Below are 25,574 nucleotides of genomic sequence, written 5' to 3' on the forward strand. Positions count from 1 at the left end.
CGCACCGGACACCCGTCCGCAGGTCAGCGCTTCGCCGACAGCGTGACGTCCTGACATCGCTGGACACCCGCTCGCCGCGCTGATGAACTACCCCCTGCCCCGAGCACGAGGGGCGATGAGGAAGGCGGGACACATGACGCTGACGGCTCCTGAGACCTCTTCTCACGAGCGGCCGGTGCTCCTCAGCGTCGAGGACGACCCCGGGGTGGCGCGCGCCATCGCCCGTGACCTGCGCCGCCGCTACGGTGGCACCCACCGCGTGGTCCGCGCCGAGTCCGGGCCAGAGGGCCTGGACGCGCTGCGCGAGCTGACCGTGCGCGGAGAGCGGGTGGCGCTGCTGCTGGCGGACCACCGGATGCCGGCGATGACGGGCATCGAGTTCCTCGAGGAGGCGATGGACCTCGCGCCCGACGCCAAGCGCGTGCTGCTGACGGCGTACGCGGACACGGATGCGGCGATCCGGGCGATCAACGAGGTCGACCTCGACCGCTACCTGCTCAAGCCGTGGGACCCGCCGGAGGAGCGGCTCTACCCCCCGCTGGACGAGCTGCTGCGCGAGTGGGCGGCCACCACCCGGCCGGCGACCGAGGGGCTCACTCTGGTGGGGCACCAGTGGAGCGCGCAGACCCAGCTGGCCAAGGAGTTCCTGGCCCGCAACGGCATCCCCTACCGCCATCTGGACGTACGCGTAGAGGAGGCCCGCCGGCTGCTGGCCGTCGCGCGGCTCGACGACGCGCCCGACGAGCTGCCCGTCGCCTTCCTGCCCGACGGCACCGTGCTCGCGCGCTGCACGCCGCGCGACCTCGCCGAGCGGGTCGGCCTCCCGACCACCGCGGGCAGCCCGTTCTACGACGTCGTCGTGGTGGGCGGAGGCCCCGCCGGCCTCGGCTCCGCGGTCTACGCGGCGAGCGAGGGCCTGCGCACGCTGCTCGTCGAGCGGGCGGCGACCGGCGGCCAGGCGGGGCAGAGCAGCCGCATCGAGAACTACCTCGGATTCCCGAAGGGCGTTGCAGGAGCCGACCTGGCGCAGCGAGCGAGGGACCAGGCACTGCGCTTCGGGGTCGAGATCGTGACCACGGCCGAGGTGACCTCGCTGGAGTCCTCCGGCGAGGGGCGCAAGGCGCACTTCGCCGACGGGTCCGAGGTGGCGTGCCACGCCGTCGTGCTCGCGACCGGCGTCTCCTACACCTCCCTTCCCGCGCCCGGCATCGCGGAGTTCACCGGCCGCGGCGTCTACCAGGGGGCGGCCGCCCATGAGGCGCACAACTGCGCCGGGCAGGACGTCTACATCGTCGGAGCCGCCAACTCGGCAGGCCAGGCAGCACTCTTCTTCGCCAAATACGCTTCGCGTGTCGTCATCGTCGCCCGCGGTGGGGACCTGCGCCGCAGCATGAGCGAGTACCTCGTCGCGCGCATCGAGGCGACGGACAACATCGAGGTGCGGCTGTGCACCGAGGTCGCCGCGGCCGAGGGCGAGGAGCACCTGCAGCGGCTGCGGCTGCGCGACAACCGCACGGACACGGTGGAGACCGTCGACGCCGAATGGCTCTTCATCTTCATCGGCGCCAAGCCCCGCACCTCCTGGCTCGGCGAGGCCGTCGTACGCGACGAGAAGGGCTTCCTCGTCACCGGGCCCGACCTGCTCGACGCCCAGCGCAGGCCTCCCGCCGGGTGGCCGCTCGAGCGCGACCCCTACCTGCTGGAGACCAGCGTCCCCGGGGTCTTCGCGGCCGGGGACGTGCGGGCCACCTCGATCAAGCGCGTGGCCTCGGCCGTCGGCGAGGGGGCGCTTGCCGTCAGCCTGGTGCACCGCTACCTGGAGGGGCTGTGACCGACCTCGGCACCGCACGCGTCAGCCCGGACGAGCTGCGCAAGCTCTTCCTCTTCGAGGCGCTCCCGCAGGCCAAGCTGGAGTGGCTCTCCGAGCACGGCGAGCGGCGGACGTACGAAGCGGGCGCGGTCGTCTACCGCGAGGGCGAGCCCGCGAGCTGCTTCTACACGATGCTCGAAGGCCGGGTGCGCCTGCTGCGCACGGTCAACGGCGAGGACATCCTCATCAACGAGACCGACCACGTCGGCACCTACGCCGGGGCGATGAAGTCCTTCATCCCGGGCTCGGATGAGACCTACTCCAACGGGCTGGTCACGGTCGAGCCGAGCAGCTTCTTCCAGCTGGCCGCGCCGCTCTTCTCCGAGTTCATGCACGTCCACATGCCCATGGCCGTGCACCTGCTCGAGGGGCTCTACGTCGGCATCCGCAACGCCGAGTCGGTGGTTCGCCAGCGCGAGCACCTCGCCAAGCTCGGCACCCTGTCCGCGAGCCTGGCCCACGAGCTCAACAACCCCGCCGCAGCCGCCGGCCGGGCCACCGCACAGCTGCGCGAGCGGGTCGCCGGACTGCGGAAGGGGCTCGCCCTGCTGGCGAGCCCGGGCGTCGACCCGGCGGCGCTGCAGCGCGTGCTACTGGCCCAGGAGGCCGCGGTGCGCCTGGCCCGGGAGGCAGGCCCGCTGAGCCCGCTGGAGCGGGCGGACCTCGAGGACGAGCTGGGCGACCGGATCGAGGCCGCGGGCGTCGAGGGGGCGTACGACCTCGCCGCCGTCTTCGTCGGCGCCGGCCTCGGCCCCGAGTGGCTCGACGAGGCGCTCGACGGCCTGACCGGCAAGCTCGCGCAGAAGTGCCTGCGCTGGGTGGCCGACGCGCTGGAGACCGAGGCGCTCATGGACGAGATCGCCCAGTCGACGAACGCCATCTCCGAGCTCGTCGCCGCCGTCAAGCAGTACTCCTACATGGACAGCTCGTCGGTGCAGGAGGTCGACGTCACCGCCGGCCTCGAGAGCACGCTGGTGATCCTCGGCCACAAGCTGCAGGCGGTCGACGTGGTGCGCGAGTACGCCGCGGGGCTGCCGCGGATCCCGGCCTACGGCGCCGAGCTCAACCAGGTGTGGACCAACCTCATCGACAACGCGGCGCAGGCGATGAACGGCCACGGCGTCCTCACCCTGCGCGTCCTGCACGAGGGGAACGACGTGCGTGTCGAGGTGGCCGACACCGGGCCCGGCATCCCGGAGACCGTGCAGCCCCGCGTCTTCGAGGCCTTCTTCACCACCAAGCCGCAGGGGCAGGGCAGCGGGCTGGGCCTGGACAACGCCCGGCGGATCGTCGAGCGGCGGCACAACGGCTCCATCAGCTTCACCACGAGCGACCGCGGCACCACCTTCCGCGTCACACTGCCCGTGACGCAGCGTCTGTCCTGACCGATACCGACCCCGGAGCACCTCATGGCCGACCCGTCCGCCTGCAGTCACCTGGACACCATCGACGCTTCCGTCGAGCCCAGCGCCGACGGGTGCGAGGACTGCCTCCGGGAGGACGGCTGGTGGGTCCACCTGCGGCTGTGCCGGTCCTGCGGGCACGTCGGCTGCTGCGACTCCTCCCCCGCCAGGCACGCCACCGCGCACAGCCGAAGCACCACCCACCCGGTTGTGCAGTCGTTCGAGCCCGGCGAGGACTGGCTCTGGTGCTACTCGGACGAAGTCGGCTTCCACCTTCCGGCGCTGACGCCGAGCCCGTCGCACAGCTGACGCCGCAGCCTCGGGCCCCGGGAAGGCCCGCTCAGAGCCGACGGATCGTACGCCCCGGCTCCCCGTAGCCGGAGAACTCCGCCGCGAGGACGTCGAGGAGCCGGTCCTCGCTCACCTCGGGCGCGATGACCACGTCGGGGTCCGGCCGCCGCGTGCCGTCCCCCAGCCGGTAGACGCGCCACTGCCCTCCGTCACGGACGATCTCCAGCCGCAGCCGGCCGTAGACGTCGAACCACAGCGGCTGCATGCGCCCATTGTGGGAGCGCGGCGTCGCCCGTCAAGGGTCAGTCCCCGCTGCTGATCCGAGTGCGCGAGCTGTAGACGAGGTCGGCGAACTCCTGGTGCTTGGCGATGTAGCTCTTCACGAAGGGGCACAGCGGAAGGACTCTTCCGCCGTTGCGCCGCACGTCCTCGAGCGCGGCGTTCACGAGCCGTGAGGCGACACCCTGGCCCTCGTAGCCGTCGAACACCTCGGTGTGCGTGAACACCACCAGTGCGTCGGTCGGGATGTACTCCGCGATCGCGGCGAGCGACCCGTTGTCGTCCTCGACCCGGCCCTCGTAGCGCTTCCGGTCGACCACGTTGCTGACGGCGAGATGCATGACGTCCCTTCGGGCAGGAGCGGGGATGCTCGACCGCCAAGCTCTCATGCTCTAGCGTCCGGGCGACAGTGACGCGTCGGACGAGGAGCCCCCGGTGGACGAGCAGTCGATCCTGCAGCAGGTGCACCAGCTGGTGGAGCAGGAGCACACGCTGCGTGCCCAGGTGGAGGCCGGCACCCTGAGCGCGGAGGACGAGCGCGCCCGGCTGCAGCGGCTCGAGGAGGCGCTGGACCAGTGCTGGGACCTGCTGCGCCAGCGCCGTGCCCGGCGCGACGCCGGCCAGGACGCCGACGGCGCCACGGTCAGGCCGGTCGGCGAGGTGGAGGGCTACCTCCAGTAGTCGCCCGAGCTCGACCGGCCCGCTGCCGAACAGGCGGGAGAGAGGCGTACCGGCAACCGGCCGCGCCACGAGGAGGAGGTGGCTCCCTGCTCGGCGTACGGACGCGGGTCGCGCTGCCGGCCCTGGGCCGGGCACTGGCGCTGTCCCTGGCGCTGTCTCTGGCGCTGGCTGGGTGCACGCTGCCCGCGCCGGCGTCCTCCGCGCCCGCTCCCCCGGCGGTGTCCGGCACGGGGCCCTCCGGCACGGCACTCGCCGCGCTCGACGGCCTGCAGGTCAAGGGCCGCGCCCCGCGCACCGGCTACGACCGCGACGAGTTCGGGCCGGCCTGGGCCGACGTGGACCGCAACGGCTGCGACACCCGCAACGACATCCTGCGCCGCGACCTCGACGCGGTGACGACGAGGCCGGGCACCCGGGACTGCGTGATCGCGGCCGGGACGCTCGCCGACCCGTACTCCGGGACGACGATCGCGTTCGTGCGCGGCCAGGGCACGAGCCGGGCCGTGCAGATCGACCACGTCGTCGCGCTCTCCGACGCCTGGCAGAAGGGCGCCCGGCAGTGGAGCGCGCAGCGGCGAGCGCAGTTCGCCAACGACCCGCTCGAGCTGCTGGCCGTCGACGGCGGGCTCAACCAGGCCAAGCGCGACGGCGACGCCGCCACCTGGCTGCCGCCGGACCGGGCGGCCCGCTGCGCGTACGTCGCCCGGCAGGTGGCGGTCAAGGCGAAGTACGGGCTGTGGGTGACCGAGGCGGAACGGTCCGCGATCGCGCGTGTGCTGGCCCGCTGCCCGGAGGAGCCGCTCCCGAGCGGCTGACCGGGTCGCCGCGACGTATCACCCGCCGCCCGCCCGGCTCCTCGACCTTGCTGCCCGCACTGCGGCAGACTGCGAGACCGCGCCCGCGCGGGCGACGGCGGAGGAGGAGACGAGTGGCGCAGTTCCGGATGAACGGAGCACGCGTCCTCGAGGCACATCTGGCCGGGGACGCGGTGCGCGCGCTCACCGGCTCGATGGTGGCCTACGAGGGCAACGTGCAGTTCAAGAACGCCGGCATGGGCGGAGGCGGCGGCTTCAAGGCGGCGCTGAAGCGCAAGATGACCGGCGAGTCCCTCGAGCTGATGGAGATGGCCGGCCACGGCGTCGTCTACCTGGCCAACGCGGGGATGGAGGTCGAGCTGGTCCAGCTGACCGGTGACACCCTGTCGGTGGAGTCCAGCGCGCTGCTGGCGATCGGGCCGGGGCTGCGCACCGACGTCACGTTCGCCGGGCTGCGCGGCGCGACCTCCGGGCAGGGCCTGTTCACCACCACGGTGTCGGGTCACGGCGACCTGGCGGTGCTGTCGGACGGGCCGATGATCGCGCTGGAGGTCTCGCCGGCGTACCCGCTCGTCGTGGACCCGGACGCCTTCATCGCGCACCGTGGCCAGCTCAGCCAGACCTTCGTCACGGACATCTCGTGGAAGGCGCTCATCGGCGAGGGCGGCGGAGAGGCCTACAGCCTGCGCTTCGACGGGACCGGCGTCGTCTACATCCAGCCTGCGGAGCGGTGACGTGGCGCGATTCGAGAAGGTCAACAGCAAGGTCGTCAAGGTCCAGCTCGGCCCGCCCGTCGTCGCGCGGCGCGGCTCGATGCTCGCCTACTCCGGCCAGGTCGGCTTCACCCCGCACGGCGTCCCCGGCGGGATGGGAGGCGGGATGGGCGGGATGGGCGGCCTCGCCGGCCTCGCCGGCGGCCTCGCGCAGCGTGCAGCCGGCGAGCACGTGTCGATGATGGAGGCGCACGGGCAGGGCGAGGTGCACTACGGCTTCCGCGGCGCGCACGTCACCGTGCTCGACGTCAGCCCCGGCCAGCAGCTGCAGGTCGAGGCGGACCGGCTGCTCGCCCACGACTCCTCGCTGCAGTCCTCGACCGTCTTCCTCGGCTCGGGCGGCATCCGACAGGCGATCAGCGGCGCGGTCTCCGGGCAGGGCCTCTTCACCACCCAGCTGTCCGGCGCCGGCTCGGTGGCGATCCTGAGCCACGGCGGCACGATCGCGCTCCAGGTGACCCCCCAGAGCCAGGTCGCCGTCGACCCGCAGGCCTACGTGGCCGCCCTGGGCCAGCTGAGCGTCGAGGTGTCCGCGAAGGTCGGCTGGCGCGACGCCGTGGGCAAGGGCTCGGGCGAGGCGATCCAGCTCAAGGTGACCGGGCAGGGCACGGTCTACGTCCAGGCGTCCGAGCAGAAGCTCTGAGGGGAGAGACCATGGCGCCCACCATCCTGAATCCGTCGACGCTGCCGAGCGACGACAACGTCAACTCCTACGCCTTCTGCATCGAGCTGCGCCAGCCGTGGTTCCTGCGCAAGGGCGCGATGATCGCGTACTACGGGCAGGCCAGCTTCGAGGGGCTCGCGCAGACCTCGCTCTCGGCGATGGTCGCCGCGCGCTTCTCCAGCCCGCTCTACGTCCAGCAGTGGGTCGTGGCGCAGGGCCACGGCAAGGTCCTCATCGGCGACCGCGGCTACGACATCAACTCCTACGACCTCGACGCCGGCAACCTCACGATCCGCGCCGCGAACCTGCTCGGGTTCGAGACCGGGCTGGAGCTCAAGCAGTCGATCGTCCCCGGCTTCCTCACCCTCATCGGCACCGGCAAGTTCCTGGCCTCCTCCAACGGGCCGGTCATCTTCGCCGAGCCACCGCTGCGCGTCGACCCGGAGGCGCTGCTCGGCTGGGCCGACTGCCCCTCCCCGTCCCACCACTACGACACCGGGTGGATGCAGGGCTTCCTCGGCTCGATGGCGCACGCGGTGCTCGGCGTCCAGTCCGGGGAGGAGCGCCAGTTCGACTTCACCGGGGCCGGGACGATCCTCTTCCAGTCCACCGAGGTGCCCCGGCCCGACCCGGCGCACCTCGCCCAGCTCGAGAGCCAGATCACGGGGCTCGGGGTCCCCGGGCTGCAGCGCATCCAGAGCGTCGTGAGCCAACGGCTGGCCGCCGAGCAGCAACGCTGACGCTCACGCGGGACGGCCCGGCGTACGCCAGTCGACGGAGTTGTCCGAGCCGTCCCGCGAGTCCGCTCCGAACAGCGGCGTCAGGATCGCGAGCAGCAGGAAGAATCCAAGCAACAGCAGCATTTCTCGGCCCTCCAGGCCCTGTGGACATGGCCCCCGACGGGCCGTCGTCCTGGTGCCTTCAACGGTGCTCGCACCGCCCGTCGGGGACAAGCAATTACTTCTGCACGACGATTCAGCTGTGCTGAAGGGTCGTCATGGCGCACGATGGGACCGTGCTGGACGTCCGCCGCCTCCGCGTGCTCAAGACCGTCGTCGACACCGGCTCGGTGACGGCCGCGGCACAGGCCCTGAGCTACACCCCGTCCGCCGTCAGCCAGCAGCTGTCAGCGCTCGAGCGCGAGGCCGGGACGCCGCTGTTCGAGAAGGCGGGCCGCGGGCTGCGCCCCACGGCGGCGGGCACGCTGCTCGCCGAGCACGCCGGCGGCGTCCTCTCCCGGCTGGAGGAGGCGGAGCAGGCGCTCGTCACGCTGCGCGCCGGCCAGGCCGGGCAGCTGAGCATGGTCGTGCTTCCGTCCGCGCTGTCGGGCCTGCTGCCGGGGGCGGTCGGGCAGTTCCGGCGCCAGTGCCCCCAGGTCGCCCTCGACCTGCGCCCGGGCGAGGCGGACGACGCGTTCCCGGCGCTGCGCTCCGGCGCCGCCGACCTCATCGTGGCCGTGCAGCCCGGCTCGGTCCGGGAGATCCCGGACGACGGGCTGGTCTACACCCACCTGCTCGACGACTGCTACAAGGTCGTGCTGCCCAAGCAGCACCGCCTCGCCGCGCGCCGGCAGGTCGACATGGCCGACCTGGTCGACGAGGACTGGGTGACCACGGCGAGCTGCCCGGGCTACTGCCAGCTGCCCGTGCAGGAGGCCTGGGCGGCGGCCGGCTTCACGCCGCGGACCGGCATGGACGCCGACGACTTCCCCGCCGCGCAGGGGTACGTCGCGGCCGGGCTCGGCGTCGCGCTCATACCGCGGATGGCGCTGTCGAGCCTGCGGGAGGACATCGTGGTCCGCCGGCTGCGCGGGGAGGAGCCGTTCCGGCGGCTCTTCGCGGTCACCAGGCCCACCTTGACCGGTGACATCCGGGTGAGCCGCATGATCGAGGCGCTGAAGTCGGTCGTTCCCGCCCAGCTGGCGACGGCGTCCGCGTGAGAGCCGGGCTGCTGGCCGTCCCCGCAGCGCTCGCGCTCGCCGTGGGCCTGGCGCAGCCGCCCGCCGCAGCAGCCGTGACGTCGTGGCCGGACGAGCCCGGGGACGCCGCCCCCGCGGCCGACATCACCGCGTACTCGATCGGCGTCTTCGGCGACCACACCGGCGGCAGCGTCCGGCTGGCCGCGTACGACCCGGCGACGGTCGCGCAGCTCGTCGTCAGCGTCTCGCTCGACGTGGACGGCGACGGCACCGCGGACTTCGTGCTCTGGAAGTACGGCCGGCCCGGGCCGGTCGAGGTGGTCCGCGAGTCCGACGCCGAGACGGTGTGCACCGACGGGTTCGCCGCGTACGACGCCGCCGGCTCGACGGTCTCCGTGTACGCCCCGAGCCGATGCCTCGGCAGCCCGGCCTCCGCGCGCGGGCAGCTCTACGTGGGCGGCCGGCTCGTGAGCGCCGGCGCCGCCGACTTCGCCCCCTCCGCCGACGAGCTCTCCCCCGCCGTCGCGGTCGGCGCGACCTCGCCCGTGCAGCCGCCGCCTCCCCCGAGCCCCGCCCCCTCACCGACGCCGGCGCCGCCCTCCCCGAGCCCCGCTCCGACGCCTCCTGGCCCCCAGCCCGCGCCCCCGGCCGGCCCCGCCCGGGTGGCCCCGAAGGCCCAGGCGACGGTGGCGTACAGCCGCGGCGTCGCCACGGTCTGCGTCGTCGCGCGGGACGGCTCAGCGGGGCTGCGCGGGGAGCGCGCCCGCCTGCTGACCAAGCCGCCACGGTCGGGGACGTGGCGGCCCGCCAGGACGTACGTCCTGAACCGGGCCGGCCGGGCCTGCGTGACGCAGCCGGCGGTGCGGGTGTGGCAGTACCGCTGGCGGGTGCTCGCCAGCCCGGCCGTCGTCCCCGCCACGTCCAACACCGTGCGGGTCGAGCCGCGGCGGTGACCGCCCGCCGCAGCGGTTGAGGGGCACCTCGCCGAGCGGCAGGCGGTGGCCACCGGCACTTATCCACGCGACGATCTCCGGGCGCCGGTGAGAGGATCGGCCCATGGAGGTCCTGCAGTCCGCCAAGCTCGCCGATGTCCTCTACGACGTCCGAGGCCCCGCACTGACCCGAGCCAGGGAGCTGGAGAGCGCAGGCCACCGGGTCATCAAGCTCAACATCGGCAACCCGGCGCCGTTCGGCTTCGAGGCCCCGCACGAGCTGCTCGAGGACATGATCGCCAACCTGCCGATCGCGCAGGGCTACAGCGACAGCAAGGGCATCCTGTCCGCCCGGCGCGCGGTCATGCAGTACGCGCAGAACAAGGGCTTCCCGAGCGTCGACGTCGAGGACATCTACCTGGGCAACGGCGTCAGCGAGCTCATCGTCATGGCGCTGCAGGGCCTGCTCGACAACGGCGACGAGGTGCTCGTCCCGGCGCCGGACTACCCGCTCTGGACCGCGTCGACCAGCCTGGCCGGCGGTCGCGCGGTGCACTACCGCTGCGACGAGTCCAACGGCTGGCAGCCGGACGTCGAGGACCTCGAGTCCAAGGTCACCGACCGCACCAAGGCCATCGTCGTCATCAACCCGAACAACCCGACCGGCGCCGTCTACGACCGGCCCGTCCTCGAGGCGATCACCGAGGTCGCGCGCCGGCACGGCCTGCTCCTGATGGCCGACGAGATCTACGACAAGATCCTCTACGACGGCGCCGAGCACACGTCCCTGGCCGCGATCGCGCCGGACCTGCTCTGCCTGACCTTCAACGGGCTGTCGAAGGCGTACCGCGTCGCCGGGTTCCGCTCCGGCTGGATGATCGTGTCCGGGCCGAAGAAGCACGCCGCGAGCTACATCGAGGGCCTGGACATGCTCGCGAACATGCGGCTCTGCCCGAACGTCCCGGCCCAGCACGCGATCCAGGCCGCGCTCGGCGGCTACCAGAGCATCAACGACCTGATCCTGCCGGGCGGCCGCCTCCTCGAGCAGCGTGACCTGACGTGGAAGCTGCTCAACGAGATCCCCGGCGTCAGCTGTGTGAAGCCGCGCGGCGCGCTCTACTGCTTCCCCCGGCTCGACCCCGAGGTCTACCCCGTCAAGGACGACCGCCGCCTCATCCTCGACCTGCTCGAGGAGCAGCACGTGCTGGTCGTCCAGGGCACCGGCTTCAACTGGCCGGCCCCGGACCACTTCCGCATCGTGACCCTTCCCCGGGTCGAGCAACTGCAGGACGCGCTCGGCCGGATCCGCAGCTTCCTGACCGACCGCAACTGGAGCGCGGGGCAGCGCTGACGCTTCTGCTAACGCGGTTGTGCAACCGCCTCAGTGGCTCGCGGTGCCGCGCCGTGACTCGAGCACGGGGTCGACGATGCGCTCGACGACGAACCCGGTCGCCACCGCGTTGACGGCGGAGTGGGCGACCTCCACCACGCGCTCCCCTGCCTGCCAGGTGCGCGGCGGGGCACCCGCGCCGGTGGCGTTCTGCAGCGTCACGTCGACGATGACGCGGGTGATCGTCTGCACCACGTCGGCCCGGACGGCGATCAGGCCCGTCGAGCGCCACACCCCGCGGAGGGCGCCGAGGGCGACGCTGGTGCCCACCTGCATGGCGAGGGTCGCCGCCCTGGGGTGGTCGTCGTCGCTGGGGTCACGGCCGAGCAGGATCAGCAGGGCCCGGCCCGGGACGTAGGAGGCCGGCCGTCCCGTCACCCGTCGCTCCAGCGCCTGGCCGGCGGTCATCGCCGCTGCGCCCACCAGGCCGCCGAGCATCCCGCGGGCTGCCGCTGCGGCGAGGACGGCGGGGCGTCCGCTGATCGTCGTCATGGCACCACCCTGCCGGTCGGCGTCCAGGCCCGCGAGCCGGGGTGCCCGCAGGCTCTTGTCATCGGCGCAGTGCAGGAGGACGCTCGGCTCGAGGGGACATGCTCGGTCCGGGTCGCGGCTGCGCGACGCGACGATGCGGGGGTGCTGCACATGGCGAACGTCACCTGGCCGCCGGCGGACGGTGACCTGAGCGTCCCGATCCAGGGGCTGCTCAAGAACCTGGAGCTGCTCGAGCGGCGGGAGCAAGGGCCCGGCGAGACGAAGAGCCCGACGGTCACCCTGGTCGGCGGCACCCCGGCGAGCTTGCAGGTCATAACCTCCGGTGCGACGTCCCTCGCGAAGTGGATGGCCCTCGCCCTGGGAACGGTGGGTGGGGGCAGTGGCGCGTGGGCGGCGGTGAAGGGCTTCTGGCTCAACGAGGACGAGACGCTGAGGCTCGCCTACACGGGTGCTGCCGCCCTGATCCTCTCGGCCGTGGCGGTCTCGATCGCGATCATCGTCCGCGGCGACGTCACGGCGCGAGCTTCCGCGATGGCCGCCGAGTACGCGGCCCGCAGCCAGGTGGCGGCGGCGATGCTGACCACGCCCAACTACGGCCGCGTGGCCCCCGCTCTGGCTCCGGCGTACTTCGCCGCCGTGCCCGACGGGGCCAACCCGCCGAACCAGACCTGGAAGCCGGTCGAGGCGTTCTCGAGGAACAACGGCACCTGGACGGTGAAGATCGACGGCCGGTGGGAGGACGTCAACCGCGTCATCGACCTCATCACGTACGAGGAGCTCCTGCGGGCGCAGGCGAAGGCGGCGACCAACGGGAAGCCGTGAGATTGCGCAACGGCCGGGCCCGGCGAGGCCGAGCCGGCGCGCCCGGAGAGCACGGGCGCTGAGCGCGGTCACGTCGACGTCCGGCGCCCCCGAGGTCCAGGTCGCTCGGACACAGCGGCGAGCGCCCGGTCCCGCCAGTGCCCGGCCCGGGCCCGCTCCGCGACCCGGGCCGCCCGCCGGAAGTGCTCGCCCGCCTGCTCGCGGCGCCCCAGCGCCCCGGCCAGCCGGCCGAGGTGGAGGGCGACCGGCCCGAGCGTGACCAGGCCGCTGCCGGCACCGGCCAGCTCGTCCTCCGCCGGCAGCAGCAGGGCGTACAGCCGCTCCGCAGCCTCCCGGTCACCCAGCTCGGCGGCTGCCGAGGCGTGCAGGCAGCTGCGCGCCTCCAGGAGCGCGTCGTGCGGGGACGGCGGGACCGCGCGCAGCGCCTCCTGCGCCGCATCGACGTTCCCCCGGGCGAGCAGGGCCAGGGGGCGCACCCACGGCGCGTACGGCCCGCTGTGGACCGAGAAGTCGTCGAGCGTCGCCAGCGCCAGCCCGAGGATGCCGTCCTCCAGCCCGGACATGCCCGCGCCGGCGAGCCGGCCCGCCGCCGACCGGTACGCCGCGCCCGCCTCCGTGCGGCGGCCGCCGATCGCGAGCCGCAGCGCGGCGTACCAGGCCGTGAACGTGCCGGCAGCCGGCAGGGCGAAGCGCTCGGCCAGCTCGTCGACGGCGGCGGCATGCCCGTCCGCACCGGCGAGGTCGGCCAGCGCACAGGCCGACTGCAGCTGGACCAGGTGGCCGAGGACGGCGAAGGGGGCACGGGCCTCCTCCCCCCGGGTGGCCGCGACGAGCTCGGCACCGACCCGGGCGCGCTCGCGGGCGAGCCCCGCCCGGGCGTACGACTGCAGGAACCGGGCGTTGAGGGCGAGCACGAGCAGGCCGGGGTCGTCCAGCCGGCGGGCCAGCCGCTCGGCCTCGTCGGCGGCGCTGCCTCCACGGGGGCCGGTGTCGGCCCGGCGCTCCATCGCGACGGTGACGAGCAGCCGGGCGCGCTCGGCGTCCCGCCCGGGGGGCAGGGCCACGAGCGCGCGCTCGGACGCCTCCACCAGGCGGGCCGAGAGCTGCTCGTCGTCGTTGACCGGCCAGATCGCCGGGACGTCGAAGGAGCCGAGGACGTCCACCGCCTCCAGCGGGCTCGTGGCCGGGTCGAGCGCGTCGAGCGCCCGGGCGCGGTGCGAGCGCGCCTCGCCCAGCCGCCCGGTGACGGCGAGCGCGCGGACCAGGCCCATCCGGGCCTGCAGCCCGGCGCGGCCGGCATCGGTCCCCAGCCGGTCGAGCGCGGCGAGGGCCTCGTCCCACAGCCGGGCCGCGTCGTGCATCGCCGACCGGCGCTCGGCCCGCCGGGCTGCGGCAGCGGCGTACCGCGCGGTCACCGCGGCGTCGACCCGGCTGCCTGCCCGGACGAGGTGGAAGGCGAGGGCCTCGATGTCGTCGGGGCGCACGTCGAGCAGGTACGCGGCGGCCGCGGCGTGCCACTGCGCCCGCCGGGCGAAAGGCACGTCGGCGTACACCGTCTCCTGCACCAGGGCGTGCGCGAACCGCATCCGGTCCGGCCCGGCCTCCTCCACGAACCCGGCGAGCAGGGCCGCCTCGACCGCGTCGAGCACGCGCCCCTCGTCCCCGTCCGCGGCCACGAGAAGCTCCAGCTCCACCTCGCCGCCGAGCACGGCCGCCCGGCGCAGCACGTCGCGGGCAGCCGCCGGCAGCGTGCCCAGCCGGTGGCGCAGCACGTCGCGGACTCCGGGCGGCACCGCCTGCAGCGCGGCCTCGCCCTCGGCGTCCCAGACCCTGAGCAGCTCGTGGACGAAGAAGGGGTTGCCCCCGCTGCGCGCGTGGACCCGGCGCACCTGCGCGGGCGGCAGCGGCCGCGACGCCACCGCTTCGGCGAGCGCGCCGACCTGGTCCGCGGGCAGGCCGCCCAGGTACACCCGCAGCGGGCCCCCCCTCGCCAGGCGCGCCAGCGCCTCGGTCAGCTGCCCGGACAGCTCGGTCGAGCGGTACGTCACCACGAGCAGGGCCCGGCCGGCGTCGGACGTGGCCACCGGCGCCAGCAGCGCGAGCGTGTCCTCGTCGGCCCAGTGCAGGTCGTCGAGGACGAGCAGCAGCGGACGCCGCGCCGCTGCCGCCGCCACCAGCCCGACGACCGAGCGCGCCCGGTCGAACCGCTGCCCCTCAGCCGGGCCCGGGCCGCCGAGACCGGCCGACCGGAGCTCCTGCTCCCCGGCGCCCGCGCTGCGCAAGGCGCCCGTCCACGGCCACACCGTCGGCGCGCCGGTGAGCTCCGGGCACTCCCCGCGTCCCGTCGCCCAGCCCGCCGCCGCCAGCCGGCCGGCCAGCTCGCGGGCCAGCGCGGTCTTCCCGGCGCCGGGCGCCCCCGAGACCAGGGCGACGCGCGGGCGGCCGTCGGCGAGCACGGCGGCCGCTGCCTGCTCCAGCGCGGCCAGCTCGTCCGTTCGGCCGACGAACGGCGCCTCCGACCGGAGGACGGGCGCGGCGACCGCGACGGCCGCGGGGGCGGGCAGCAGCGCCGGCGCGTGGGCCAGGATGTCGGCCTGCAGCTGCCCGAGGGCCGGGCCGGGGTCGGCCCCCACCGCGCCGCGCAGCGCCTCCCGGGCACGGCGCAGGACGGCGAGGGCGTCCGCCTGGCGCCCGGAGCGGTACAGCGCGAGGGCAAGCAGCCGCCAGCCCTCCTCGCGCAGCGGACGGGCCTCGACGTGCGCCTCCAGGCCCGGAACCGCCGCCGCGTCCCGGCCGAGCGCCAGCGCCGCCGCGGCATGTCGCTCCACCGCGAGCAGCCGCAGCTCCTCCAGGCGCGCCGCCTCCGCGTGCGCCCAGGGCAGCTCGGCGAACTCGGCGTACGCCCCGCCCCGCCAGTCCTCGAGCGCCCGCTCCAGCCGGGCCAGCGCGCCGGCCGCCCCACCGCTCGCGAGCAGCCGCTCCGCGTCGGCGACCGCGTCCTCGAACCGCCAGGCGTCGACCGCGCCCCGCCCGGGCCGCAACGCGTAGCCCGGCGCCGCGGTGATCAGCAGGCGGGAGGGCGTGCGCGGCGGGCGATCCGGCTCCAGGGCCTTGCGCAGCGCCCCCACGAACGTCTGGACCGCCCCGACGGCCCCCTCCGGCGCGTCCTCCCACAGGTCCTCGACCAGCCTGCGGACGGGCACGACGCGCCCGCGGGACACGAGCAGCCGGGCCAGCACGGCCCGGTGCCGCGGGCCCTTGAGGCCGAGCGGGCGGTCCCCGGCGTACGCCTCCAGCGGCCCGAGCACCCGGAACGTGACCATGTCGCCCCGACGCTACTGCAACCCCGCGTGCTGATCGGCTGCTGATCGAGACCCCGCACTGTGGCTCTGCGGCCCGGCGTGCGGGCCGGAGACTGCGACAGCGACAGCAAAGGACGAGCGGATGACCCTCACGATCCCCGGGTTCCGGCAGCAGCACATCGAGGTGGCCGACGGCGTGGCCCTGTCCGTGACGGTCGGCGGGACGGGCAGCCCCGTCGTGCTGCTGCACGGCTTCCCCCAGACGCACCTGATGTGGCGGCACGTCGCCCCTGACCTGGCCGCGGACCACACGGTGGTCTGCCCGGACCTGCGCGGCTACGGCGCGAGCGACAAGCCGGCCGACCCCGACGGGCAGGCGTACTCCAAGCGCACCATGGCCGCGGACGTCGTCGCCGTCGCCCGGGCGCTGGGGCACGAGCGGTTCGCCCTCGCCGGCCACGACCGGGGCGCCCTGGTGGCGATCCGGGCCGGCCTCGACTTCCCCGACGTCGTCACGCACCTGCTGGCGCTCGACGTCCTGCCGACGGTCGACTCGTGGGAGGTGCTGCAGGGCCGGACGGCGGCCGTCGCCTTCCACCTCTACCTCATGGCCCAGCCGCCCGGGCTTCCCGAATCCATGATCACGGCTTCTGCTGATGATTTCTTCGGGTATTTCCTCGACCTGTGGGTCAACGACGCTTCAGCGATCCCGGCCGACGTGCGGGCGGCGTACCTCGACGCCTGCCGGGCCGCGGTGCCGTCGATCGTCGCCGACTACCGGGCTTCGGCGACGGTCGACGTCGACCACGACCTGGCCGACCGCGCGGCGGGCAGCCGGCTGCGCATGCCCGTCGGCGTGCTCCAGCAGGACTGGGGCCCGGACTTCAGCTCGGCCGCCGTGTCGCGCTGGCAGGCGTGGGCCGCCGATCTCGACCACCGCTTCGTGGCGAGCGGCCACTTCATGGCCGAGGAGTCCCCCGCGGACGTCCTCGGCGCGCTGCGGGCGCTCCTCGCGCGGTAGCGGGACCGCCGGTCAGTGCGGGTGGGGCGGTAGACCAGCTCCTGGGGGCGGCCGTCGACCGTCCGGCCGCTCAGCAGCTCCAGGTCGACGTCGCCCGCCCCGCCGAAGACCGGCTGAACGCCGGTCCGGCCCGTGATGACCGGGAAGACCGTCACCTGGACGCGGTCGACGAGCCCGGCGTCCAGCAGCGCCCGGTCCAGCGACAGGCTCCCGTGCGAGCGCAACGGCACGTCGGACTCCTGCTTGAGCCGGATACCCCCGCGACGGCGTCCCCGGCCTCGACCGTGGCTCCCGGCCGGTCGAGCGGCTGCGGCAGCGTGGACGGGACCGCCGTCGCCGGCAGGGCGAGCATGCGCGTGCCTCCGACTCCGGATCGGGGTCGAGCGCACCCGACGCCCGCATCTGCGCGAGCTCCCGGTAGGTCCGGGCGCCGAAGACCATCCGCTGCGGCTGCGCGTAGGCCTCCGTCCGGTGCTGCAGCAGCTCCGGCCCTCGTTGCCCCAGTAGCCGCCCCAGTCGCCGTCCGGGCCGTAGGAGCCGTAGCCGTCGAGGCTGGCGAAGACGTGGAACGTGTAGGCCGCGGTCATGACGCTCTCCTCGGTCGCGCGGGCAGGTGCAGGGGTGGACCGCGCTCCCGCGGCCGAGTCATCGGGGGGCATGATCATCGGCAGGGCCTGCGGCACGAGGTCGCGGGCGACGACGACGAGCAGAGGGAGACCTTCATGACACGGGTCCTCGTCACCGGTGCCCGCGGCAAGACCGGAGTGCCGATGGTCGAGCTCCTCCTCGCCCGCGGCCGCGTCGAGGTGCTGGCCGGGAGCAGCGACCCCGCGGCAGTCAACGTCGCCGGCGCACGGCCCACGGCCTTCTCCTGGGACGACCCGTCCGGCTGGCCGGCGGCGACGGCCGGGGTCGACGCCGTCTACGTCGTACGGCCCGACCGGCCCGACGCACCGGAGCTCGTCCGCGCCCTGCTCGACGCCGCGCCTGGGGATGCGCGGGTCGTGCTGCTGTCCGAGCGGGAGGCGGACTACGAGGGGCTCGACGGGTGGGCGCTGCGGGTCGAGGGCGTCGTCCGGCAGAGCGGCCGCGGTTGGACGATCCTGCGGCCCAGCTGGTTCATGCAGGTCTTCACCGACCCGCGGTTCTACCGCGACGCGATCGCGGACGGGGAGCTGGCGTTCCCGAGCGGCGGGGCGAGCGTCGCCTGGATCGACGCGGTGGACATCGCGGCCGTAGGGGCGCACGCGCTGCTCGAGGAGGGGCACGCGGGCCAGGTCTACGAGCTGTCCGGCCCCGAGGCGCTGTCGCTGCCGCGGACGGCGGAGCTGCTCTCCGCCGCGGCCGGCCACCCCGTGGCCCATCGCGAGCTCACGGTCGACGACGCCGTGGCGGGCTCCACGGGCTGGGCGCGTGCCGTCGACACCGTCACCTTCGACCGCGTCCGCTCCGGGGCGTTCTCCGGGGTGACGGACACGGTCGAGCGGGTGACGGGACGCCCCGCGCGCACCCTGGAGGCGTTCCTCGCCGACTCCGGGCAGCTGCTCCACACCCGGCGCTGACGGCGCCGCCGAGCTCGTGGAGCGCCAGGGGCGTCAGGGCGCCCTTGGCGCTCCACGGTCGGCCGTCCCCTACAGCGCCTCGTCGGCCAGCGTGCTCGGGTCGGTGTTCGCCCCGCACACCAGGACGGCCACCCGCTCCCCCGGCTCGGGCGCGTACGCCCCGCCGAGCAGCCCCGCGAGCGCGGTCGCCGCGCCGTACTCGGCGGCGATGCGGTAGTCCTCCCACAGCGCGCGCCGGGCGGCCACGACGTCCGCGTCGCGCACCAGCACGCTGACCGGCGCCGTCCGACCGGCGACGCCGAACGCGATGTCGCCGACCCGGCGCGCGCCCAGCGAGTCGGCGGCGATGCCGGAGACCGGCACGTCGACCGGCCGGCCGGCGGCCAGGGCGGAGTGCAGCGTCGGCGCGGTCTCCGGCTCGACGGCGACGACCCGGGCCCGGCCGGCGACGGCGGTCGCCACCCCTGCGAGCAGCCCGCCCCCGCCGACGGCGAGCACGACCGTGTCGACGTCCGGCAGGTCGGCCAGGATCTCGGTGCCGATCGTGCCGGCGCCGGCGGCGATCTCCGGCTGGTCGTACGCGTGGCAGAAGAGCGCCCCGCGCTCGGTGCAGTGCAGCAGGGCCGCGTCGTACGCCTCGGCGTACTGCTGCCCGACCTGGCGCACCTGCGCCCCGTAGCCGCGCAGCCGCGCGACCTTCACCGCGGGCGCCGTCTCGGGGACGAACACCGTGGCGGGCACCCCGAGCACGGACGCGGCGTACGCGTTGGCAAGCCCTGCGTTGCCCCCGGAGGCGGCGACGACACCGACCGTCGGGTCCAGGACGCCGGCCTCGCGGGCGGCGAGCATCCGGTTGAACGCACCTCTGGGCTTGAACACCCCCGTGTGCTGAAGGTGCTCGCACTTCAGCCACAGCCCGCCGCCGGCCTCCAGCATCGGCGTCCGGCGCACGTACCCCTGGATGCGGCGCTCGGCCGCGGAAACGTCCTCGGGCGTGATCGTGCCCGCCCGGTGCAGCTGCTCACTCACGGCCCGACCTTACGGAGCGGCCCGTCGCGCTCAGCGCACCAGGTCGAGCAGCCACCGCGTGATCTCCTCGCCGGCCATGACGCCCGAGCTGCGCGTGACACCGACGTGCGGGGCGTTCCACCCCTGGTCGTGCAGCTCCCCGTGGGCCGGGCGCACCCCGGCGTCGGCCAGCTCGAGGAGCTCGGCGTCCAGGAGCGAGTCCCCGGCAGCGAGGACCCGCCCCGCTCCGACCCGCTGCACGACCTCGACGATGGCAGCAGACTTCGTGAGCGGGCGCGGGACGAGGTAGAGCTTGCGCCCCTGCAACGAGACGGTCCACCCCTGCGTCTCGGCCCACATCGTCAGCTCGGACACCAGCCCGACGGGCATCTCGTCACGCTGCACCACGGCATAGCAGAAGAGATCTTCAGCGATGCGCAGTTTGCGGGTCCAGCGCGGGTCGGACACCTTGCGCAGGTGCTCGGTGATGGTCTCCAGCGGCGCGCACGCGGCCGCCAGTGCGGCGTCGACCTGCCGGCGCCAGTCCTCGTCGGGCCGGCCGTCGACCAGCAGATGACCGCCGTTGGCGCACACCGCGTAGTGCGGCTGCGGGCCGGGCAGCCGCACCCGGGCGTACTGGTCGCGGGTGCGCGTGGTGGTCGGGACCAGCACCGCCGCCGCCGCGAGCTCCTGCAGCAGCCGGCCGGCCTCCGCGGTGAGGAAGGACAGCGGCTCGCCGTGGTAGACCTCCGCGACCAGCATGCTCGGGGCCTCGGCGTCGGGGACGCGCAGGCCGAGGGCGCGCGCGGAGAAGATCAGCGTGCGGTCGAGGTCGCAGGCCGCGACCACGGGGGTCGCGTAGCCCACCGGGCCCCCGTCCGCAGCGTCGGATGTCGTGTCGCTCATGTGCCTGTCCTTCGTTCGGTGCCGGCCGCCGTGCGGCCGTCCGCTCCGGTCGCCCCGCGTGTGTAGCGCGGGTGGATGAGCCCGACGCAGCTGTAGGGAAGGTCGTCGACGGCCTCGACCGGCACCCCGCGCTGCTCGGCGAGCAGCAGCACGTGGGCCAGCCCCGGCTCGTCCCCGCGCCGCACGAGGACGCGCCACGGGACCCGGCGGAGCAGGACGCGCGTCGTCTCGCCGACCCCCGGCTTCACCAGGTTGACGTCGTCGATGCCGTAGTCCTTGCTCACCCGCTCCACCGCCGCCCACCCAGCCCAGGTCGGCTCGCGCTCCCCGGCCGCAAGCAGCGGCCAGTCCCGGTCCACCTCGGCCCGGACCTCCGCGAACCTGGCCGAGACCGCGTCGACGAAGCGCAGGCTGACGTCGGCGTGCGCGAGCTCGGCGTAGTACTTGGCGCCGTGGAAGTCACGCGGGCCGATCAGCCGGGCGTTGAGGACCGTGCGGCTGACCAGGCCGGAGACGGTGGAGTTCAGGCAGGCCGACGGGATGAGGAAGTCGTCGCGGGTGCCGAACACCTCGACGCACCGCCCCGGGTCGGCCAGGACGGCGAGCCGCGGGTCGAAGCGCGCGCCCGTGCGCCCGGCGTGGAGGTCGAGCGCCACGCGCAGCTCGCGGGCGATGGCGCCCTTGCCGGTCCACCCGTCAACGAAGACGACGTCCTCCGGGCGGTGCGCCGACGCCAGCCAGCGCAGCGCCACCTCGTCGATGCCGCGGCCGCGCACGATGCTGGCCGAGTAGTGCGGCACGTCGAGCCCGCGCGTCGCAGCCCATCGCCGCATGAGCACACCGACCGGCGTGCCCGCCCGCGCCAGGCTCACGAGCACCGCCCCGTCGCCGCGCTCGGCCAGCACCATCTCGGTCACCACGCCGACCGCGTGTGCCAGCCGCCGGGCCGAGGCGTCCAGGGCGTCGACGAAGAGCTGCTGGTACGCCGCCGTGGGTTGGTACTCCACCGGCAGCGACTCCGCGTAGTGCGCGCCGCCGGACTGGATGGCCTCCTCGCGCTCCTCCACCGGCGCCTCGAGCGCGACCCCCGAGAGGTCCTTCAGCAGCCACCCGACCTCGTCGGCGGGGTAGGAGCCGAACACCGGGCCGCGCAGCGGCTCCGGCAGGTGCACCGGGCCGCGCAGCGGCTCCGGCAGGTGCCCCGGGCCGCGCAGCGGCTCCGGCAGGTGCACAGGGCCGCGCAGCCCGCTCGGCAGCACGACGAGGACGGCCTCGGGCGTGACCGAGCGCACGGCCGCCAGCAGGCCGCCGGGGGCGTACAGCTCGGGGGTGTCGGCGGCGTCGTCGACCACGAGCACGACCGCGTCGGGCTCGGGGTGGCCGGCGGGCGGGGCGACGTTGTAGGCGTAGCGCGTGCCGGGCCCGTCCGCGGGGTCGTCGCAGGCCGGGAAGGCCAGCGCGGTGCGTACGGCGTAGCCCGGGTCGTCCAGCACCAGGACCGGCGACCGGGTCGTGGACGAGAAACGGACAGCCGCCTCGGGCGCGAGCTCGGCGAGCTCCGCGGCGATGCGCAGCGGGGCGTAGAGCAGCTCCTCGGTGCCGAGGACCAGGACGCGCGCTCCCGGCCGCAGGACGAGCGGGCCCAGCGCGTCCCGCAGCGCGCCGGCGGTCGCCGCGACCGCGGCGTCGAAGGCGGGCCGGTCGGCGGCCGCGAAGCCGTGCCGGCCACCCTCCGGCGTCTTCCGCGGCCAGTGGCTCGCCAGCCGCTGCAGCCCGGCCGGCGGCCGGGGCCCGGGGGCCGCGCCCGTGGCCGTGCCCGCCGGGCCGCCGGCCGCATCGAGCTCCGCGATCCGCTCGGCCGCCCGCTCCGTGAGCCCCGGCGGCAGCTCCGCCTCGCCGGCGGCGAGGGCGACGACGTCGACCGTGGCCCCGAGCTCCGCGGCGAAGCGGGCCATGGCCTCCCGGTCCTTCGCGGCCCGCAGGTCGACGAGGGCGGCGATGACGTAGCGGGAGCGGGGGTTGGCCCGGTGCAGCGCGCTGATCGTGTTGCGTGCCGTGAGCCCGGTGCTCAGCTCGTCGTCCACGAGCACGAGCGGCCCTTCCCCAGCGAGCAGGGCGGGGTCGGCCGGCAGCAGCAGATGGCTCGTGGCGTGGCTGTGCTCCTCCTCGAACCCTGCCAACGGCTCGACCCCCGGCACCGCCCGTCGCGTGGAGTGCAGGTACGCCGCCTGCAGCGCGTCGGCGACGCAGTGCCCCAGCGCGGTCGCCGTCTCGGCGAACCCGACGACGACGGGAGCGCCGGCGCTCGCCGGCGGGGCGGGCAGCGCCGGGCCGCGCAGCCGGCGCCACAGCGCGCCCGGGGCCGCGGCGTCGCCACGGACAGCGGCGCCGACGAGGGGCGCCAGCTCCTCCTGCCCGCCGTGGCCGTGGCCGAGCAGCTGCCCCGCGAGGCGTCCGAGCAACAGGCCGCAGGCGTCGACGAGCCGGGGGTCGGTGGGGACGTGCTTGCCGAGGACGCGCGAGACGAGCAGGTGCGCGCGGCGCGGGTTGCGCCGCAGCGCCAGCCCCAGCAGGTCCTCCAGCTCGAGCCCGACCGGCGAGGCCGCGGTGCGCAGCCCGAGGCCGAGCTCGCGGGAGGCCCACCCCCCGGTCCACGGCGTGAACGGGGCCGAGCTCGTCACGTGCCCACGCTCGCGGCGAGCAGGTCGACGTGGCTGACGTCCTCGGCGGCGACGCCGAAGACCTCGGCCCGGCGCATGGTCCGCAGCGCCCAGGACGTGTGCGGCTTGCTCTCGTTCATCTTGTTGCCGTAGTCGGAACGGCTGACCCCGCCGCGGGAGGCGCTGCCGAGGACGTCGCGGGCGTCGCTCCACTCCTCGTGGCTGACCACGGACATGGCGTGCACCACGCCGACGTGGGCCGGGTGGATGACCGTCTTGCCGGTCAGGCCGTTGGCCTTGTCCAGCTGGACCTCGCGCAGCAGCCCGTCCATCCCGCCGTCGACCAGCTCGTGGCGGAGCCCGCGGGCGTCGTTCTCCTCGAAGGGCGTGGTGCGCAGCAGCGGGCGGAAGACCCGCTCGTGGGCCGAGAAGTACTCCCAGACGGGGCCGGTCACCACGAACCCGGACTCGTCGCTGCGGCCGAGCACGTTGACGATGTCGCCGATCGCGCTGGCCACCGGGTGGACGTCGTAGATCGTGAGCTCCCTGTCGCGACGGATGCCGTAGGCGCTGCACAGGTCGGTGGCGCCGATGCGCACGGCGAGGACCATGTCGCGGTGCTTGCCGAGCAGGCGCGCGACGCCGACGAGGACGTCCGTACGCGTCTCACGGTAGACGATCTCCGGCGACTCCAGCACCGGCATGAGGAAGAGCCGCAGCCCCGTGGCCGCGCGCAGCTCGGCGAGCTCGTCCAGGTAGGCGACCCCCGACAGGTCGGTGAACTTCGGCACCACGAACCCGCTGAGCACCTCGGCGTGAGGCCCGAGGGCGCGGACGATCTGCGCCATCTGGCCCGGGCGGCGCACCCGGACGAAGAGCAGCGGCAGGTCGGCCTCGGGCGTCGCGGCGAGGGCGCTCAGCTGCTGCACCGCGTGCGTCTGCGCTGCCTCGACCTCCGCGTCGGGCACCGCGTCCTCCAGGCACACGACCAGGCTGCGCACGCCGGCGCCCGCCTGCCGGACGATGTCCTCGGCCAGGCGGGGGCGGTTGGCCGGGCAGTAGAGCGTCGCGCCGAGCGCGGCCGCGAGCGTCGCCGGGTCGCTCGTCCGGTCGAAGGGAGCGGGCTGCACGTGGAACAGGTGCTCGCGGACCTGCGGTGCGACGTGGTCGAAGTGCCGCATGACCTTTCCTCCCCTGGGGCTCAAGGGCGCGTCCGGGCTGTCATCCGGCTGCAACATCCGCTCGCACGGTAGCCGGACTCGGCCCGGTCGCGCGGGCGTCGCGGATGAGGCTGTGGACACACTTGCGGCACGTCCCGCGACGATCAGGGCGTCCCGGACGTTCCCAGGGCAGCCGCGGTCCCGACGTGAGGCAGGATTCGACGATGACCACCATCAGCAAGGGCGCGAACGTCCCGCTGCCCGGCACCCGCGTCTCGGCCGTCCTCGGCTGGCAGGCCGGCCCGGGCGTACCCGACGTGGACGCCTCCGCGCTGCTGCTGACCGCGGACGGGCGGGTCCGGTCCGACGCCGACTTCGTGTTCTACAACCAGCCCCAGCACGCCTCCGGTGCCGTGCGCCACGCCGGGAAGCAGGCCGGGCCGGGCGGCCCCGCGACCGACAGCCTCTCGGTCGACACCGGTGTCCTGGAGCCGGTCGTCGAGCGGGTCGTGATCGGTGCCTCGGCCGACCGCGGAAGCTTCGGCAGCGTCCCCGGCCTGCACCTGCGGGTGCTCGACGCCGACAGCGGCGCCGAGCTCGTCCGCTTCGACATCTCCGACGCCTCGACCGAGACCGCGTTCGTGTTCGGCGAGCTCTACCGCCGCGGCGGCGCCTGGAAGTTCCGGGCGGTCGGGCAGGGCTACGCCTCCGGCCTCGCCGGGCTCGCCTCCGACTTCGGCATCAGCGTCGACGACGAGCCGGCCCCCCCGCCCGTCGCCCCGGCTGCCGCCCCCGCCCCCGCCATCTCGCTGAAGAAGCAGCAGCTGGTGAACCTCGAGAAGAAGCTCGAGCAGCGGGGGGACCGCAAGCTCCTCGACCTGACCAAGCGGGCCGCGGTCTCGCTGGAGAAGAAGGGGCTCGGGGAGCACACGGCCCGGGTCGCGATCTGCCTGGACATCTCCGGGTCGATGCACCGTCTCTACTCGGGCGGCAAGATCCAGGCCCTCGCCGAGCGCGTGCTCGCGCTGGGCATGCGCTTCGACGACGACGCGAGCATCGACTGCTTCGTCTTCGGGGAGGGGGCGTACGAGGCCGGCTCCATGAGCCCGGACAACTACAGCGCCTACGTCCGCGAGATCCTCGCCTCGCACCGGCTCGAGGCCGGGACGTACTACGGCAAGGCCATGGGGGCCATCCGGAGGCACTACTTCGGCTCGGACGCCCCGCGCACGTCCCCCGCCCCGGGGGTGCCCGTCTACGTCATGTTCATCACCGACGGGGCGACGTTCGACGAGGACGTGACCCGCAGCCACGTGATGTCGAGCTCGTACGAGCCGCTCTTCTGGCAGTTCATGGCCATCGGGCGCAGCAGCAAGTCCATCGACGCGAAGCCCTCCCGCTTCGGGCTCGGCGGCGGGGGACGCAGCGAGTTCGCGTTCCTCGAGGGGCTGGACGACATGTCCGGCCGGTTCCTCGACAACGCCGACTTCTTCGCGGTCGAGGACCCGGCCAACATCTCCGACGACGCGCTCTTCGACCTGCTGATGACCGAGTACCCGGAGTGGCTCAAGCAGGCGCGCCAGCGCGGGCTGGTGCGCTGAGGCGCCCCCGGCCCCGTAGTCGCC

General features: G+C 74.6%; 23 protein-coding genes and 1 pseudogene. 15 read left to right on the plus strand and 9 right to left on the minus strand.

All coding sequences use genetic code 11. The features are described 5' to 3' along the window. Window positions 1-133 precede the first annotated feature (133 nt). From G9H72_RS00120 to G9H72_RS00130, 3 genes are read left to right on the plus strand one after another with little or no spacing between them, the layout of a single operon-like run. A complete protein-coding gene (locus G9H72_RS00120) occupies window positions 134-1,831 on the plus strand; it encodes an FAD-dependent oxidoreductase (RefSeq protein WP_166167584.1) in 1,698 nt (565 codons plus the stop codon). Beyond that, window positions 1,828-3,255 (plus strand): ATP-binding protein, encoded by a 1,428-nt coding sequence (locus tag G9H72_RS00125; protein WP_166165993.1) that lies wholly within the window; start codon window positions 1,828-1,830, stop codon window positions 3,253-3,255. The genes G9H72_RS00120 and G9H72_RS00125 overlap by 4 nt, the downstream gene beginning before the upstream one ends. A 24-nt stretch (window positions 3,256-3,279) precedes the next feature. Beyond that, window positions 3,280-3,582, plus strand: a complete 303-nt coding sequence (locus G9H72_RS00130; protein WP_166165994.1) for a UBP-type zinc finger domain-containing protein — start codon at window positions 3,280-3,282, stop codon at window positions 3,580-3,582. Window positions 3,583-3,613: 31 nt separating this feature from the next. On the opposite strand, the gene G9H72_RS00135 is transcribed toward G9H72_RS00130, so the two are convergent. Together G9H72_RS00135 and G9H72_RS00140 are read right to left on the minus strand one after the other, a co-directional pair. Further along, window positions 3,614-3,829 carry a DUF7661 family protein gene (locus tag G9H72_RS00135; RefSeq protein WP_166165995.1) on the minus strand — a complete coding sequence of 72 codons (216 nt, stop codon included), beginning with the start codon at window positions 3,827-3,829 and terminating at the stop codon, window positions 3,614-3,616. Window positions 3,830-3,866: 37 nt separating this feature from the next. Next, window positions 3,867-4,184, minus strand: coding sequence for a GNAT family N-acetyltransferase (locus G9H72_RS00140; protein ID WP_166165996.1), 318 nt, complete (start codon window positions 4,182-4,184; stop codon window positions 3,867-3,869). 94 nt (window positions 4,185-4,278) lie between these two features. On the opposite strand from G9H72_RS00140, the gene G9H72_RS00145 reads away from it, so the two are divergent. The 8 genes from G9H72_RS00145 (at window position 4,279) to G9H72_RS00180 (ending at window position 10,977) form a co-directional block, all read left to right on the plus strand. Continuing rightward, entirely contained in the window at window positions 4,279-4,524 is a 246-nt protein-coding gene (locus G9H72_RS00145; protein WP_166165997.1) for a DUF2630 family protein, read from the plus strand. Window positions 4,525-4,742: 218 nt separating this feature from the next. After that, window positions 4,743-5,339 (plus strand): HNH endonuclease family protein, encoded by a 597-nt coding sequence (locus G9H72_RS21030; RefSeq protein ID WP_331271851.1) that lies wholly within the window; start codon window positions 4,743-4,745, stop codon window positions 5,337-5,339. 128 nt (window positions 5,340-5,467) lie between these two features. Continuing rightward, complete coding sequence (locus tag G9H72_RS00155) at window positions 5,468-6,073, plus strand: AIM24 family protein (protein ID WP_166167590.1); 606 nt, start codon at window positions 5,468-5,470, stop codon at window positions 6,071-6,073. A gap of 1 nt (window position 6,074) precedes the next feature. Further along, window positions 6,075-6,755: an AIM24 family protein gene (locus G9H72_RS00160; RefSeq protein WP_166165998.1), complete on the plus strand. Its 681-nt coding sequence runs from the start codon at window positions 6,075-6,077 to the stop codon at window positions 6,753-6,755. An 11-nt stretch (window positions 6,756-6,766) separates the two neighbouring features. Beyond that, window positions 6,767-7,516, plus strand: a complete 750-nt coding sequence (locus G9H72_RS00165; RefSeq protein WP_166165999.1) for an AIM24 family protein — start codon at window positions 6,767-6,769, stop codon at window positions 7,514-7,516. Between the two features lie 257 nt (window positions 7,517-7,773). Then, a complete protein-coding gene (locus tag G9H72_RS00170; protein ID WP_166166000.1) occupies window positions 7,774-8,715 on the plus strand; it encodes a LysR family transcriptional regulator in 942 nt (313 codons plus the stop codon). Beyond that, a complete protein-coding gene (locus tag G9H72_RS00175) occupies window positions 8,712-9,647 on the plus strand; it encodes a hypothetical protein (RefSeq protein WP_166166001.1) in 936 nt (311 codons plus the stop codon). Before G9H72_RS00170 ends, G9H72_RS00175 begins: the two co-directional genes overlap by 4 nt. Window positions 9,648-9,750: 103 nt before the next feature. Beyond that, a complete protein-coding gene (locus G9H72_RS00180; RefSeq protein WP_166166002.1) occupies window positions 9,751-10,977 on the plus strand; it encodes a pyridoxal phosphate-dependent aminotransferase in 1,227 nt (408 codons plus the stop codon). Window positions 10,978-11,007: 30 nt separating this feature from the next. On the opposite strand, the gene G9H72_RS00185 is transcribed toward G9H72_RS00180, so the two are convergent. After that, window positions 11,008-11,658, minus strand: a complete 651-nt coding sequence (locus G9H72_RS00185; RefSeq protein WP_231126153.1) for a hypothetical protein — start codon at window positions 11,656-11,658, stop codon at window positions 11,008-11,010. Between G9H72_RS00185 and G9H72_RS00190 the strand changes: the two genes are divergently transcribed. Then, complete coding sequence (locus G9H72_RS00190) at window positions 11,659-12,330, plus strand: hypothetical protein (protein WP_166166003.1); 672 nt, start codon at window positions 11,659-11,661, stop codon at window positions 12,328-12,330. 68 nt (window positions 12,331-12,398) lie between these two features. Here G9H72_RS00190 and G9H72_RS22130 read toward each other — a convergent pair whose 3' ends face one another. Next, window positions 12,399-15,653: an AfsR/SARP family transcriptional regulator gene (locus G9H72_RS22130; RefSeq protein WP_166166004.1), complete on the minus strand. Its 3,255-nt coding sequence runs from the start codon at window positions 15,651-15,653 to the stop codon at window positions 12,399-12,401. A 121-nt stretch (window positions 15,654-15,774) separates the two neighbouring features. On the opposite strand from G9H72_RS22130, the gene G9H72_RS00200 reads away from it, so the two are divergent. Further along, complete coding sequence (locus G9H72_RS00200) at window positions 15,775-16,653, plus strand: alpha/beta fold hydrolase (protein WP_166166005.1); 879 nt, start codon at window positions 15,775-15,777, stop codon at window positions 16,651-16,653. A gap of 20 nt (window positions 16,654-16,673) precedes the next feature. On the opposite strand, the pseudogene G9H72_RS23295 reads toward G9H72_RS00200, so the two are convergent. Further along, window positions 16,674-17,240, minus strand: a pseudogene (locus G9H72_RS23295) (dihydrofolate reductase family protein); the annotation flags it as partial. A 135-nt stretch (window positions 17,241-17,375) separates the two neighbouring features. On the opposite strand from G9H72_RS23295, the gene G9H72_RS00210 reads away from it, so the two are divergent. Continuing rightward, window positions 17,376-18,215 carry an NAD(P)H-binding protein gene (locus tag G9H72_RS00210; RefSeq protein WP_166166006.1) on the plus strand — a complete coding sequence of 280 codons (840 nt, stop codon included), beginning with the start codon at window positions 17,376-17,378 and terminating at the stop codon, window positions 18,213-18,215. Window positions 18,216-18,284: 69 nt separating this feature from the next. On the opposite strand, the gene G9H72_RS00215 is transcribed toward G9H72_RS00210, so the two are convergent. The 4 genes from G9H72_RS00215 to G9H72_RS00230 are packed head-to-tail and all read right to left on the minus strand — an operon-like array spanning window position 18,285 to window position 23,970. Then, the gene (locus G9H72_RS00215; protein ID WP_331271853.1) at window positions 18,285-19,244 is read right to left on the minus strand and encodes a threonine/serine dehydratase; all 960 of its coding nucleotides are present in this window, start codon (window positions 19,242-19,244) and stop codon (window positions 18,285-18,287) included. 30 nt (window positions 19,245-19,274) lie between these two features. Beyond that, window positions 19,275-20,129, minus strand: a complete 855-nt coding sequence (locus G9H72_RS00220; protein WP_166166007.1) for an HAD family hydrolase — start codon at window positions 20,127-20,129, stop codon at window positions 19,275-19,277. Further along, window positions 20,126-22,810, minus strand: coding sequence for a phosphoribosyltransferase (locus G9H72_RS00225; RefSeq protein WP_166166008.1), 2,685 nt, complete (start codon window positions 22,808-22,810; stop codon window positions 20,126-20,128). The genes G9H72_RS00220 and G9H72_RS00225 overlap by 4 nt, the downstream gene beginning before the upstream one ends. Beyond that, a complete protein-coding gene (locus tag G9H72_RS00230) occupies window positions 22,807-23,970 on the minus strand; it encodes an HpcH/HpaI aldolase/citrate lyase family protein (RefSeq protein ID WP_166166009.1) in 1,164 nt (387 codons plus the stop codon). Before G9H72_RS00230 ends, G9H72_RS00225 begins: the two co-directional genes overlap by 4 nt. A gap of 203 nt (window positions 23,971-24,173) precedes the next feature. Here G9H72_RS00230 and G9H72_RS00235 point away from each other — a divergent pair, with 203 nt between their 5' ends. Beyond that, the gene (locus tag G9H72_RS00235; RefSeq protein WP_166166010.1) at window positions 24,174-25,550 is read left to right on the plus strand and encodes a VWA domain-containing protein; all 1,377 of its coding nucleotides are present in this window, start codon (window positions 24,174-24,176) and stop codon (window positions 25,548-25,550) included. Window positions 25,551-25,574: the final 24 nt, after the last annotated feature.

The sequence above is a fragment of the Motilibacter aurantiacus genome (assembly GCF_011250645.1).
Lineage (GTDB): Bacteria > Actinomycetota > Actinomycetes > Motilibacterales > Motilibacteraceae > Motilibacter_A > Motilibacter_A aurantiacus.

Coding starts and splice junctions, on each gene's coding strand:
- G9H72_RS00165 (WP_166165999.1), top strand. CDS start 6,767: ATGGCGCCCACCATCCTGAATCCGTCGACGCTGCCGAGCGACGACAAC.
- G9H72_RS00120 (WP_166167584.1), top strand. CDS start 134: ATGACGCTGACGGCTCCTGAGACCTCTTCTCACGAGCGGCCGGTGCTC.
- G9H72_RS00135 (WP_166165995.1), bottom strand. CDS start 3,829: ATGCAGCCGCTGTGGTTCGACGTCTACGGCCGGCTGCGGCTGGAGATC.
- G9H72_RS00200 (WP_166166005.1), top strand. CDS start 15,775: ATGACCCTCACGATCCCCGGGTTCCGGCAGCAGCACATCGAGGTGGCC.
- G9H72_RS00210 (WP_166166006.1), top strand. CDS start 17,376: ATGACACGGGTCCTCGTCACCGGTGCCCGCGGCAAGACCGGAGTGCCG.
- G9H72_RS00235 (WP_166166010.1), top strand. CDS start 24,174: ATGACCACCATCAGCAAGGGCGCGAACGTCCCGCTGCCCGGCACCCGC.
- G9H72_RS00170 (WP_166166000.1), top strand. CDS start 7,774: ATGGCGCACGATGGGACCGTGCTGGACGTCCGCCGCCTCCGCGTGCTC.
- G9H72_RS00155 (WP_166167590.1), top strand. CDS start 5,468: ATGAACGGAGCACGCGTCCTCGAGGCACATCTGGCCGGGGACGCGGTG.
- G9H72_RS00230 (WP_166166009.1), bottom strand. CDS start 23,970: ATGCGGCACTTCGACCACGTCGCACCGCAGGTCCGCGAGCACCTGTTC.
- G9H72_RS00130 (WP_166165994.1), top strand. CDS start 3,280: ATGGCCGACCCGTCCGCCTGCAGTCACCTGGACACCATCGACGCTTCC.
- G9H72_RS00220 (WP_166166007.1), bottom strand. CDS start 20,129: ATGAGCGACACGACATCCGACGCTGCGGACGGGGGCCCGGTGGGCTAC.
- G9H72_RS22130 (WP_166166004.1), bottom strand. CDS start 15,653: ATGGTCACGTTCCGGGTGCTCGGGCCGCTGGAGGCGTACGCCGGGGAC.
- G9H72_RS00180 (WP_166166002.1), top strand. CDS start 9,751: ATGGAGGTCCTGCAGTCCGCCAAGCTCGCCGATGTCCTCTACGACGTC.
- G9H72_RS00140 (WP_166165996.1), bottom strand. CDS start 4,184: ATGCATCTCGCCGTCAGCAACGTGGTCGACCGGAAGCGCTACGAGGGC.
- G9H72_RS00190 (WP_166166003.1), top strand. CDS start 11,659: ATGGCGAACGTCACCTGGCCGCCGGCGGACGGTGACCTGAGCGTCCCG.